The organism is Megasphaera hexanoica (assembly GCF_043520715.1).
Classification (GTDB): domain Bacteria; phylum Bacillota; class Negativicutes; order Veillonellales; family Megasphaeraceae; genus Megasphaera; species Megasphaera hexanoica.
In genome coordinates this window covers 928,200-940,789 of record NZ_CP171361.1, presented here as the reverse complement: position 1 = coordinate 940,789, position 12,590 = coordinate 928,200, and the positions used below count along the sequence as shown (strand labels likewise).

The window sequence follows — 12,590 nt, the reverse complement described above, 5'->3', positions numbered from 1 at the left end:
ATCTCTTATTCTGCATACTTCTTGAACAGAAGGGTAGCATTGTGGCCGCCAAATCCGAAGGAATTGGAAATAGCCACCTTGACATCGGCATCTACAGCCTGACCCGGTACGTAATTGAGACCGAGTTCTTTCAGTTCATCTTCCGGTTCGATGAGGTTGATTGTGGGATGTACGTGACCGGTAGCAATGGTCAGTGCGCAGGCAATAGCTTCGACAGCACCGGCAGCGCCCAGGAGATGCCCTGTCATGGATTTCGTCGAGCTGACCAGCATGTCCCTGGCATGGTCGCCGAAGAGACGGGCGATGGCCTTGGATTCATTAAGGTCATTGAGATGCGTGGACGTACCGTGGGCATTGACATAGTCTACATCGTCCGGAGTAAGGCCGGCATCCTTGACGGCGAGAGCCATGCATTTGGACTGCTGGATGCCTTCCGGAGCCGGAGCCGTAATATGATAGGCGTCGGCATTGCTGCCATAGCCGCCAATTTCACAGTAAATATGAGCACCCCGTTTTTTAGCGTGTTCCAGTTCTTCCAGGAATACGATGCCGGCTCCTTCGCCCATGACGAAACCATCGCGGTCTTTATCGAAGGGGCGGGAAGCGTGTGCCGGGTCATCATTGCGGGTACTGAGAGCCTTCATGGCCGCAAAACCAGCTACGGCACCGGGGGATACGGCAGCTTCCGTGCCACCGGCTACGGCTGCGTCGAGTTCGCCGCGCTGGATCATGCGGTATGCCGCGCCGATGGAATTCGTCCCCGTTGCACAGGCGGTGACGACGCTGGCGCAATGGCCCTGGAGACCGAAGATGATGGATACCTGGCCAGATGCCATATTGCCAATCATCTTGGGTACGACGAACGGGTTGACCCGTGACGGACCTTTGGCAAATAATCCCTTGTAGAGATTATGCAGCGTTTCCATGCCGCCAATGCCGGTACCGACAATCGTACCGATACGGTCCCGGTCTTCTTTATCCAGATCGACGCCGGAATCATCGATAGCCAGTTTGGCTGCTGCAACGGCAAATTGGGTAGAAATGTCCATGTGCCGTGCTTCTTTGCGATCAATGTTGTAGTCTGCCGGGTCAAAATCTTTGACTTCACCGGCAATGCGGGCCGCGTATTCCGTCGCATCAAAATGTGTAATCGGGCCAATACCGTTCTTGCCGGATAAGAGGGCGTCCCAAAAAGTATCTTTGCCGATGCCCACCGGGGATACGACACCCAGACCGGTAATTACTACACGTTTTTCCAAAGTGTTCACCTCATCCATAAAAAGTTCGTGATTAATCGGGAATTGCTTCTACTTCCCGTTTCAGATATGCAAATATTTCCTTGACCGGCAGGATATCGTGGATTTCCTGCATGCGCCGGCCGGAAAATACGAGACCAGTTTCGACATCTCCCTGCTGAGCCCGCGTCAGAGCGCGGATGATGCAGTACTTATGGCTGCACTTCTTGAGGCAATGGTCGCACGTAACCGGCTTGGGAGCCGTTCCCAGGAGCACCCGTTCCGAAAAAGGCGTACGGATAGCCTGACCCGGCAGCCCCACGGGGCTGTGCACGAGAATGAAATCTTCCGGGTTGTTCGCACGGAGATAGACTTTTTTCAATTCATCAGAACCATTCGATTCAACGCTGGCAGCAAAACGGCTGCCCATCTGTACCCCATTGGCGCCGAGACGGAGCATTTCTGCTATATCTTCGCCGTGGAGAACGCCGCCGGCACCGATGACCGGAATATCTACGGCAGCGCGTACTTCCGGCACGATGAGCCGGCTGGAACGGTTCGTGCCCAGATGCCCGCCTGCTTCTGCGCCTTCTACGACGACAGCGGCAGCGCCGAGGTTCTGGGATATTTTAGCTAGTTTAGCCGAGGAGACAATTGGCACAATCGGGGTACCCGAAGCGCGGCCCCAGGCAAACATATCCCGGGAAAAGCCAGCCCCTGCTACTACTAGATCGATTCCTTCTTCAATAGCCGTCATTACGATGCCCTTGAAATCACGGGCCGCAACCATGGCATTTATACCAATAATCCCCGTTGGCGCAAGTTTTCTGGCCAACCGGATTTCATATCGTATTTCATCATATGGCATGCCGGAGATGGCAATCAGGCCAATACCGCCTTCATTTGCAACAGCTGCCGCTAAGCGGGCAGTAGACAAACGTATTGCCATGCCGCCCTGGACGATTGGCACTTTGGCTACAAGCTTACCTATATGTAATTCTGGCAGCTTCACTATAGTTTCCTCCATTCAAGATACCATCCGGGGAAAGACCTGCGCCTCTCCCCATCTGGCTCTTATTGCATACTTACGCTTTCTTTTCCTTTTCGATGTAATCAACTGTATCTTTAACAGTTTTGATTTTTTCTGCCACATCATCAGGGATTTCGATATTGAATTCTTCTTCGAAAGCCATGATCAATTCAACAATGTCCAAGGAATCAGCGCCTAAATCATCAATGTACGCAGCGTCCATTTTGACTTCTTTTTCGTCAACGCCTAACTGTTCAACAACGATGCTTTTTACTTTTTCAAAAGTAGCTTCTTCGCTCATTTCCAATTCACCCCCTTTCAGTGTGCTAATTGTATTATATTACATTACCATGCCGCCGTCCACGTTGAGGACCTGGCCTGTAATGTATTTAGCCTGATCAGATGCAAGGAATAAGACGGCCTGCGCCACATCATCGGCTGTAGCCGGGCGGCCAAGCGGGATGGAGCGGAGCATGTCTTCCTTGGCCGAATCGGGAAGTCCGGCAGTCATGTCTGTTTCTACGTAGCCGGGAGCTACGGCATTGACACGTATATTGCGCGATGCCAGTTCTTTGGCAACGGCCTTGGTAAAGCCGATAATGCCTGCTTTGGCAGCGGCGTAATTGGCCTGGCCGGCATTGCCCGTTTCCCCGACGACAGAGGACAGATTGATGACGGCCCCCTGACGCTGTTTCATCATCAGCTTGGAAACAGCTTTCGTACAATGATAGACACCGGTCAGATTCGTATCCAGGACGGCCTGCCAATCCGCTTCTTTCATGCGCATGAGCAGTCCGTCACGGGTGATTCCTGCGTTATTGACCAGGATATCTACGGAACCAAACTGGGTCTTGACGGCTTTGACCATATCCGCCACAGCCTGTTCGTCAGCTACATCGCACTGGAACACGGCAGCAGCTGCGCCCAACGCTTCGGCCTGCTGCTTCGTTTCTTCTGCAGCTGCCGTATTGCCGGCGTAGACGATAGCCACATTGGCACCTTCCCGGGCCAGCAGCAGGGAGACGGCACGGCCGATGCCGCGGGAACCGCCTGTTACAATCGCAGTTTTACCTGTTAAAAGCATTTTATCTGACCCCCTGGAAAAATTCAAGTGTTTTCTGTAAGGACGGGATATCTTCTACGTTTTCACTATGGATTTTGCGGTCAATCTTACGATTGAAGCCGCAGATGGTCTTGCCGGGGCCGACTTCGACGAACGCTTCAGCGCCGAACTGCTGCATGGTGTGCGTGCAGTCGATCCACAGAACCGGGCTAGCCGCCTGTCTGACCAGGGCTTCCTTAATATCGGCAGCCTTTGTTTCCATCTGTCCGTTCACATTGGCTACGACAGGAATCTGTGCATCGCGGATGGTAATCGTATCGAGGACTTCCGCCAGGCGCCGGGCAGCCGGTTCCATGAGGGTGCTGTGGAAGGGGGCACTGACATGGAGCATGACAGCGCGGCGGGCACCGGCCGCTTTCAGGGCATCGGCCGCTGTTTCTACGGCTTTGGCAGAACCGGCAATGACCGTCTGGCCCGGGCAGTTGAAATTGACCGCTTGGACGACGCCGCCCTGGGCAGAAACCTGGGCACAGATTTCCTTGATTTTTTCGTCATCGAGGCCGAGGATAGCTGCCATGCCGCCTTCTCCGAGGGGAACGGCTTCCTGCATGAACTGGCCGCGCAGCCGTACGGTGCGGACGGCATCGGCAAAGCTCAGCGAGCCGGCTGCTACGAGGGCGGAATATTCGCCGAGGCTGTGGCCGGCAGCGATATCCGGTGTCAGTCCTTCCTGCTGAAGGACGCGGCAGCAGGCCGTGCTGGCCGTGAGGATAGCCGGCTGGGTATTGCTGGTCTTCATCAGTTCTTCATCAGGACCTTCAAAAATCAGCTTGGTCAGCGAAAAATGCAGGGCATCATCAGCTTCTTCAAACAGTTCTTTTACGACGGCATAATTGTCGTATAAGTCTTTGATCATGCCCACTTTCTGGGCACCTTGTCCGGGAAATACAAATGCAGTTTTCAAAGGAATCACCTCAATTCTTTTTTAGTACCATTTCATGACGACGCTGGCCCAGGTCAGGCCGGCACCAAAACCGGCGAGGCAGACAATGTCTCCCCGTTTCACCATCCCCGTGCGGACGGCTTCGTCCAGGGCGATAGGGATGGATGCACCCGATGTATTGGCATATTTTTCGATGTTGACGTATACCTTTTCCATAGGCACATGCAGGCGTTTTGCTGCCGATTCGATAATGCGCATGTTGGCCTGGTGAGGTACGAGGACATCAATATCTTTCTTTTCCAGTTCCGCCCGCTGCAGTGCCAGTTCGGCTGCATGAGGCATTGCTTTGACTGCAAATTTATAGACTTCCCTGCCATCCATGACGGCATAAGCCGATCCGTCGGCGCGGCGCGCATCCGTGACGGGGTTGGCGATACCACTGCGGATGGTCAGGAAATCGCCGCCGGTACCGTCGGCACCCATGGCGCCGCTGAGGATGCCGTATCCCGAGGGAACGCGGCCGATGACGGCTGCTCCGGCACCATCGCCAAAGAGGACGCAGGAAGAACGGTCTTTCCAGTTGATGACCCGTGTCAGGACTTCTGCGCCGATGACCAGAATATGGTCATACATGCCGTTTTCAATCATCTGGGAGGCAATAATCGATCCATAGGCAAAGCCGGAGCAGGCTGCTTCCAGATCGAAGGCGGCGGCATTGACGGCTCCCAGATTGGCCTGGACGATGCAGGCTGTGCTAGGCAGCATCTTGTCTGGTGTCAGGGTGCACACGATGATCAAATCGAGATCTTCCGGGCTGACTCCGGCCATTTCCAACGCTTCTTTTGCCGCGCCCGTTGCCAGATCTGACGTGTTGACCCCTTCGGGGGCTACATGCCTGGCACCGATACCGGTACGGCTGCGGATCCATTCATCGGATGTATCCAGAAACGTTTCCAAATACTCATTCGTCCAAACCTGTTCGGGCACACAATGCCCGGTGCCGAGAATCCCTGCCGGATTAGCTTTCACTATCATATTCCTGAACTCCTTCTTCCTCTATACTATTGCGGATATGTCCTGTCACATCCTGCTGTACCAGTTCACCGGCAACGCGGATGGCATTTTTAATAGCCTTTGCCTTGGAACTGCCGTGGCAGATAATAAAACTGCCGTTGACTCCCAACAGGGGAGCCCCTCCATATTCCGTAAAATCCAGGCGTTTCTTCAGCGATTTCAGTGCAGGATAAATCGCCAGAGCACCTAGTTTTGCAATAAACCCACTATTCTTTATGGCCTGCTTGACCAGCCGGTAGATGAACATAGCCATGCTTTCGCCAAACTTCAGGATGACATTACCGACGAATCCGTCGCAGACGACGACATCTACCGTGCCGTTTGGGATATCCCTGCCTTCAACATTGCCATAGAAAGAAATAGTCTTTAATTTTTCCAGCAGCGGATAGGTGCGCTGGCATAATTCATTGCCTTTCGTCACTTCTTCGCCGATATTCAGCAGGCCGACCTGCGGCTTATCTATGCCCAGAATGTACTTGGCATAATGGGATCCCATGATAGCCGCTTCTACGAGATGTTTCGGCTTGCTGTTGGAATTGGCTCCCGAATCGAGCAGCACTGTAATTCCCTTTTTGGAAGGAATCGGCGTAGCGATACAGGGCCGTTCTATGCCGGCGATCCGCCCCAGTCCCAGAAGGGCTGCCGTGACAGCCGCCCCCGTACTACCCGGAGCTACGACAGCCTCACACTGTCCGTCCCGTACGAGTCGTGTCGCCACGACAATAGAGGCATCTTTCTTTTTACGGACTGCCTGCACGGGATGTTCTCCCATTTCGATTACTTCACTGGCATGGACAATAGACAGACGTTCACTTTCTTTCGCGTCATATTGCTGCAGTACCCTCCGTATTTTCTGTTCATCCCCGACGAGTACTACATCGTATTTATATTCGCGTACGGCGTGAATTGCTCCCAGAACGATTTCTTCTGGCGCATAATCCCCGCCCATAGCGTCTACAGCTATTTTCATTACTCTATCTCCGTTATTCCAAAGACTCTACGATAAACTTTGCCCGGAATACTTCTTTGGCATTCTTGCGTATCTTCACCCATACATAATATTTCTGGTCTCTCTGACGGATTACTTCGGCCCGTGCGACGAGCCGGTCCCCGACAGTTACGGGCTGCTTATATTTTAAGTTGGCAACGGCGATGATACAGACCGGAAGATTCAGGACGGCTTTCGTAAGGGAATCCGCCTGGGCATATAAATACCGTGACTGTACGACATGTGCTGCATCCACCATGTCTTCAGTAGCCATCATAATGGATATCGCATCTTTACCAACATTGCATTCAATCAGGTCCCCCATGACATCTGTTCGGTGTTGCTGGGCCTGTGCTGCTTCGGCGCGCTTTTTTATGCGCATGCGAAGCTCTGGTATCCCCAGGGCCATCCGGTCCAGCCGGATAGTCGCCACGCTGACAGAAAATTCTTCCGCCAGTTCCTCGTCATTGATGAAGGGATTTTCCTCAATGCGGCGGGACAGGAGAGCGTGTCTTTTTTCTCTGGCTATACGAACCATTCCATCACCTTTATGTAAATTATGACCAAGTATTAATAGTACATACAACAGAGATTATATAATGTTTCTTCTTCTTTTGCAAGCAAAATAAAAGTATGCTTTCGTCATTATCCGCACTGAATCTGAGAAAGCATACTTCACACCCCTTTAGTATTTATCAAAATCCATCTTATCCAGAATATTACGAAGTTCAATCAATTCGTCTTTTGTCAGGGTAATCCCTTTGGTCATGGCCTGATAATCAGGATCCCACGAGCGAAGGTCGAACTTGGGCGGCCGATTGTTCCAACTGATATAGGTCAGCTGTTTGTGCCAGCCATCCTTATTTTCTGATAAGGTCCCGCGAATATCTTCAATATTAAAATTCAATTGTGCCATTTCTCTGCCTCCTGTGCGAGAAGCTGTCCTGCATGCTTCTTATATTAATATATAACTATATATGCAATTATTTTATATGATATAGCATCTGTTGTGTTTCGTCAACCAAAAGTGCCCCCCATAAACCATTTTACTCATGGTTCTTTTTCCCTTTGAGCAGACCGCCCTGGGTCTCGCGTATATCAAATATCGTAATAAACGCCCGCGGATCTATCCGTTTTACCACGTCCTGCATTTTGGTGATTTCCAGACGGGAGACGACGCAATACAAAATCAGCGTTTTCTTCCGCGTATAGGCGCCTTCCCCGTGGAGAAGGGTCACAGCTCTTCCCATGTCCTGGGTAATGACCCGGGCCACTTCGTCATGCTTTGCCGAAACGATGAACAGTCCCTTCATTTCATCGAGACCGTTCACAACGATATCGATCATCTTATAGGCAATGAAATAGGCTACCAGCGAATAGAGGGCACTGTCTACGCCAAAGACAAAGATAGCAGATCCTAAAATGAACAGGTTGAAAAACATGACGATTTCCCCGACGGAAAAGGGGGAAATCTTTTCAGTGATGATGGCCATGATTTCCGTGCCATCCAGAGAACCGCCCCAGCGGATGATCAGCCCTACGCCGAGCCCCATGATGATACCGCCGAAAATAGTCGATAAAAAGGGGTCATCCGTCATGGGGGACAGATGGAGGAAACTACTCCACAGCGAGAGGCAGAAGACGGAATAGAGCGAAAAAAAGGTAAAGCGCAAACCGATTTTACGGTAACCGATGACGAAGAAGGGAATGTTCAGGGCGACGATAAACACACTGAAGGATATGCCCGTCACATGGGCTGCCATGAGGGCAATCCCGACGACGCCACCATCGATGACATTATTGGGTACCAGGAACACGTGAAGGCCGCAGTTATATACCAGGGCTCCAAAAGCCAGTCCTATAGCGCGTAGTACGTATTCAATCATGAAAGACCTCCCAGGGATTTTATATACCGCTGTCCGATGATCCAGGCCACAAAGTCATCGACCGGTTCCGGCGGATATTGCAGGGACAGAGGGACCAGACGGCGCCAGCCATGGCGGGGCGTATACTGCCAGTACAGCTTTCGCCCCTCTACAGTAGTAAACTTTTCGTCGATGAGGGAAAAGGTCACATCCGGTGCTTCTTTGCGTATCCATTCTTCGGCAACGGGCTGAAGATGACGGTGGTTCGTACCATTTCCCATGACAATATGCGTAAAAGCATACTTTTTATACATCTCCCGCAGATGACAGGAAAAGTCCCCGGTAGGTATGATCTGACGGCAGACCAGGCTGCCATCGGTGCCAAGGACCGCTGTCCCCGTCTTTTCTGATCCGGGATCGATTGCTAAAATCATGAATCCTGCTCCTCTCACGGTGTCCCATAGGACCGGACGGCTATGTCGATGTTCATCGGCCCCGCCGTGTAAATATCCGTACGGGCCACGGCCCGCAGGATGATATCGCCATCGCCACAGGATTTAATCCGCTGGATCGTATCGAACATTTCCGTTGCCGTCAGCGACCCCACGTTGCCTGTCAGCGGGTCGGGCAGGATGCCCTTGCCGACGGCTTTCTGATTGACTTCATGGAGGAAGCGGAAGACGATGTATTCGGCACTGCCATTGACATCGGAAGAGCGGAAATGTTCTTCATAGACGATTTCATTTTTATGATAAATGAGCTGGTTATCGAAGGTTTCCAGATGGACCAGCGCCGGTTCCCCGAGGATGATATTGCCCGCAGCCGTAAGGCGGATCAATTTACTGCCCCTGGCGGCATGCAGCGTCTGGACCGTCTGGTCGATTTCATCCTGCGAAATATAGAGCACGACGGCATTTTCATTGGTGATGCCCAGTTGTTCCCTGATGCGGGTATTGGTCTGGGCCAGCATTTCTCCCAGAGAAGCCCGGATCTTACTTTCATCGGCATCGGCATCGACGACTTTGCTGGCCAGGACTTCACCGACGCGGAACAGTACCTGCCCTTCCCGTATATCGGTCATTTTATCGTTCAGTAATTTTATGCGTTCATCGAGCAGGCCGATGGTGTGATTCATGCGTGCCTGCGTCGCTTCCAGTTCTTTATTTTCTGTGTTAAGCTGCGTATTGCGGGCCATCATTTCATCGCGGGCCACCTGAACGATGGTCAGTTGACGGCTCACATCATCGCGGGCGGCCTGGGTCTGCTCCAGATCCAGCTGTGTCACCCGTATGCGGTCGTTGGCATCGGCCAGCTGCTGTTCCTGATGACGGAGCAGGTTTTCGTTGGCTGCCAGGAGATTGTTCTTTTCTTCCATTTCCAGTCCCAACTCCCGGGCCTGCTGCAGCAACCGGTCCCGCTGCTGTTCCAGTTCGGCCTTCTGCAGCTGCAGCTGGTGCATCCCGAACAGGGCGATGCGGACATTCTGCGAAAGGACCGACATGACGCCAAGGGTAACGGCGGCAATGCTGACGCCGGTAATAATTGTAATCAGGATAGATGAGTATTTCGGCCGCATGCCAAATAATTTTATTTTTCTTTTGCCTACGCGGGAGCCGATTTTATCACCCAGATAGGCTATGACACCGCCCATGACGGCTAAAATCAGCAACATAATCCATCCGTATTCCATTGGCACACCTCCATCCTGTTTTTTATATTATACCATGATATGAATTCTGTCATGGCATTTTGCATCATTTCTGCAGAAATATATAAAAAAAGGCAGAGTGACCGGCAGCCCCAAGGCATACCAATCACTCCGTCTGATTATCTGGATTTGCGGTATACTAAAAATATACCGGCAATGCCACAGACGATATCCGGTAAAAAAGCGGCAATATACGGAGGAATCTTGCCCCCGTTCCCCAGGGCATTCCCCAGAGTCATAATCGTGTAATAAATGAAAATGACGACGACGCTGATGCCAAAACCGATAGAAGAACTGCCCCGTTGTTTCTGCATGCCCAGCGGTGCGCCGACAATAGCGCAGACCAAGCTGGCCAGCGGCATGGCAAAGCGGTTGTACATTTCCACTTTCATCTTATTCGTATTGACCGAATTCTGGTCGAGGAGCGATATCTGTTCCCGCAGTTCCCGTATGGTCATTTCATCAGGCTTCTTCTGGGATGCACTGACTTTATTCGGTTTCTGGGAAATAGGAAGTTCCTGATTTTTGAAGGTCATCGTCCGGGTTACCGTTTCCCCCACCGAAACATCGTAAATACGGCCTTCATGCATGACCCATTTACTGCCGTTCCAGTCGGCATAATCAGCTTTTTCCACCCGTACGAGCGTATCATTTTCAAATTCCTGGACGGTGATGTCCTTGAATTGTTTGAGGTCTGAATCGTACTGCCGGGCGTACATCAGGCTGTTGATATCATGACCCTTGACATCTTTGAGAATGATATGGTCCTGCGTCTTGGGGGCCACCTGATGTTTGATTTCCTGATTGATAATCGTATTATAGGCATTGTTGGCTTTCGGCACGACAAATTCGTTGAACGCTGTCGTCCCCAGAGAAATGATCAGGGCAGCGATAAAAATCGGCATGGCCAGGCGGACAAAATTCTGTCCTCCTGAACGCATGACAATGAGCTCGCTGTTGCTGGACAGGCGTCCAAAGGCCATGAGTGAGCCGAGGAGCACCGACATGGGAAAGGTCACGACGATAATCGAGGGCAGGGCCAGGACGAGGACACGAAAGGCATCCCACAGGGAAGCTCCGTAGTTGTTGATTAAATTGGCTATCCGATAGAGCGTACCTGTACCAATGAAAACAGCCGTAAAGGCGCAGACACCGAACAGGAACGGGCTGATGAATTCCTTTAATATATACTTATCTAATATTCTCATCGTTTCCCCCTGTTACATGGTAAATTCTTCGCCTAAGTAGAATTTCTTGGCTACGGGATCGTTGGCAATCATCTGTGGACTTCCTTCCAGGAGGATCTGCCCCTCGTTGAGGATATACGCCTTATCGACGATGCTCAGCGTTTCCCGGACGTTATGGTCCGTAATGAGAACGCCAATTCCCCGGTCCTTCAGATGACTGATGATATCCTGGATATCATTGACAGCCAACGGGTCGATGCCGGCAAAGGGTTCGTCGAGGAGGATAAAGGCCGGATCCATGACCAGACAGCGGGCGATTTCCACACGCCGCCGTTCGCCGCCGGACAACTGTATGCCCAGGCGGTTACGCAGCTTGGTAATGGTAAATTCTTCCATGAGCGCTTCGGCCTTTTCCTTCTGCTCTTTCCGCGACAAAGTCGTCGTTTCCAGCATGGCCAGCAGATTATCTTCTACGGTCAGCTTGCGGAAAATCGATGCTTCCTGGGGCAGATAGCCGATGCCATAGGCAGCCCGCTTATGGATAGGCAGCCCGGTGATATCGTGGTCATCGATGTAAATCGACCCGTCACTGGGATGCTCGATGCCGACTATCATATAAAATGTCGTCGTCTTGCCTGCCCCATTCGGTCCCAGAAGGCCGACAATCTGCCCCTGGTCTACATGAATGCTGACTCTGTTGACGACATTGCGTTCTTTATACGTTTTGATTAAATCATTGGTCTGGATGTACATCGTTTCCCCTATTCTTCACTGCCCGGTATGAATACAACGGTAGAACGGCCATTAGATTCTACAGAATTATCTGCCAGGTGCACTTCTACGTCATTACCGCTGAGCTGGTTACCCTTCTGGGTAGCATATACATTTCCGGTCATGTGGATGACGCCATTATTCTGTCCCGGCGTCTGTGTATACACGCCCTTGTCGCCATAGGCAGTCAGTTCTTCCGCCGGCGATTCGATATGGACATTGCCCGTACCGACTGCCCGGATTTCCTTGAACCAGCCTTCGATATGGTCGGCCCACATCTGCGAGCCCTGTGCTTCCAGATATCCATGGCCCGTTACGATGCCATGGTCCTGGTCGAGATAATATTCTACCTGATCGCCATTTACCTTTTTATCGCCATACACGCCTTTGACATTGCCCGTAGCGATGAGGTAATTGCGGTTCGTCGAATGAAGTTTGTCGGCAGTCATGTGCATGTCCGGCTGCTGGGCCGTGACGTTGCCTTCCATATCGGCTTCTGCCGTTTTCAGATTATACGTAGCCACGTTCCCCGTGAGGGTTGCCTGGTCCCGTATGATAACGACATTGCCCGTCGCTTTGGCAATCTGTGTTTTGCCATTGTATTCCAGTTTATCTGCCGTCACCGATACAGAAGGATTATCCGCGGCAATCGTAACGGCAGCGGGCAGGAGCATGGCGCTGACCATGACAGCTGCCAGGATTTTCATGCATCGTTTCTGTTTCATG

At 51.8% G+C, this 12,590-nt stretch carries 15 protein-coding genes; all 15 read right to left on the bottom strand.

Going from position 1 to position 12,590, the window contains the following annotated elements:
- Positions 1-5: 5 nt before the first annotated feature.
- On the bottom strand, positions 6-1,259 hold the full coding sequence (gene fabF, locus ACGTIC_RS04425; protein ID WP_059076795.1) for a beta-ketoacyl-ACP synthase II: 1,254 nt from the start codon (positions 1,257-1,259) through the stop codon (positions 6-8).
- A gap of 31 nt (positions 1,260-1,290) precedes the next feature.
- Positions 1,291-2,247, bottom strand: coding sequence for a nitronate monooxygenase family protein (locus ACGTIC_RS04420; protein WP_172793345.1), 957 nt, complete (start codon positions 2,245-2,247; stop codon positions 1,291-1,293).
- A 73-nt stretch (positions 2,248-2,320) separates the two neighbouring features.
- Positions 2,321-2,566 carry an acyl carrier protein gene (locus ACGTIC_RS04415; protein ID WP_059076793.1) on the bottom strand — a complete coding sequence of 82 codons (246 nt, stop codon included), beginning with the start codon at positions 2,564-2,566 and terminating at the stop codon, positions 2,321-2,323.
- Positions 2,567-2,605: 39 nt separating this feature from the next.
- Complete coding sequence (gene fabG, locus ACGTIC_RS04410; protein WP_059076792.1) at positions 2,606-3,349, bottom strand: 3-oxoacyl-[acyl-carrier-protein] reductase; 744 nt, start codon at positions 3,347-3,349, stop codon at positions 2,606-2,608.
- 1 nt (position 3,350) lies between these two features.
- Complete coding sequence (fabD, locus tag ACGTIC_RS04405; RefSeq protein WP_059076791.1) at positions 3,351-4,292, bottom strand: ACP S-malonyltransferase; 942 nt, start codon at positions 4,290-4,292, stop codon at positions 3,351-3,353.
- Positions 4,293-4,313: 21 nt separating this feature from the next.
- Positions 4,314-5,306 (bottom strand): beta-ketoacyl-ACP synthase III, encoded by a 993-nt coding sequence (locus ACGTIC_RS04400; RefSeq protein WP_059076790.1) that lies wholly within the window; start codon positions 5,304-5,306, stop codon positions 4,314-4,316.
- A complete protein-coding gene (gene plsX, locus ACGTIC_RS04395) occupies positions 5,290-6,315 on the bottom strand; it encodes a phosphate acyltransferase PlsX (protein ID WP_113855468.1) in 1,026 nt (341 codons plus the stop codon). Before plsX ends, ACGTIC_RS04400 begins: the two co-directional genes overlap by 17 nt.
- 13 nt (positions 6,316-6,328) lie before the next feature.
- Positions 6,329-6,871 (bottom strand): transcription factor FapR, encoded by a 543-nt coding sequence (gene fapR / locus ACGTIC_RS04390; protein ID WP_059076788.1) that lies wholly within the window; start codon positions 6,869-6,871, stop codon positions 6,329-6,331.
- Positions 6,872-7,018: 147 nt separating this feature from the next.
- Positions 7,019-7,249 carry a YdbC family protein gene (locus ACGTIC_RS04385; RefSeq protein ID WP_394522538.1) on the bottom strand — a complete coding sequence of 77 codons (231 nt, stop codon included), beginning with the start codon at positions 7,247-7,249 and terminating at the stop codon, positions 7,019-7,021.
- 130 nt (positions 7,250-7,379) lie between these two features.
- Entirely contained in the window at positions 7,380-8,219 is an 840-nt protein-coding gene (locus ACGTIC_RS04380) for a YitT family protein (RefSeq protein ID WP_059076786.1), read from the bottom strand.
- Entirely contained in the window at positions 8,216-8,632 is a 417-nt protein-coding gene (locus tag ACGTIC_RS04375) for a hypothetical protein (protein ID WP_113855467.1), read from the bottom strand. The genes ACGTIC_RS04380 and ACGTIC_RS04375 overlap by 4 nt, the downstream gene beginning before the upstream one ends.
- Before the next feature lie 14 nt (positions 8,633-8,646).
- Complete coding sequence (locus tag ACGTIC_RS04370) at positions 8,647-9,888, bottom strand: DUF3084 domain-containing protein (RefSeq protein WP_113855466.1); 1,242 nt, start codon at positions 9,886-9,888, stop codon at positions 8,647-8,649.
- A 137-nt stretch (positions 9,889-10,025) separates the two neighbouring features.
- The gene (lptG, locus tag ACGTIC_RS04365; protein ID WP_059076783.1) at positions 10,026-11,114 is read right to left on the bottom strand and encodes an LPS export ABC transporter permease LptG; all 1,089 of its coding nucleotides are present in this window, start codon (positions 11,112-11,114) and stop codon (positions 10,026-10,028) included.
- A gap of 12 nt (positions 11,115-11,126) precedes the next feature.
- Entirely contained in the window at positions 11,127-11,846 is a 720-nt protein-coding gene (gene lptB, locus ACGTIC_RS04360) for an LPS export ABC transporter ATP-binding protein (RefSeq protein ID WP_059076782.1), read from the bottom strand.
- Positions 11,847-11,854: 8 nt separating this feature from the next.
- A complete protein-coding gene (locus tag ACGTIC_RS04355; RefSeq protein ID WP_257536638.1) occupies positions 11,855-12,589 on the bottom strand; it encodes an LptA/OstA family protein in 735 nt (244 codons plus the stop codon).
- Position 12,590 lies beyond the last annotated feature (1 nt).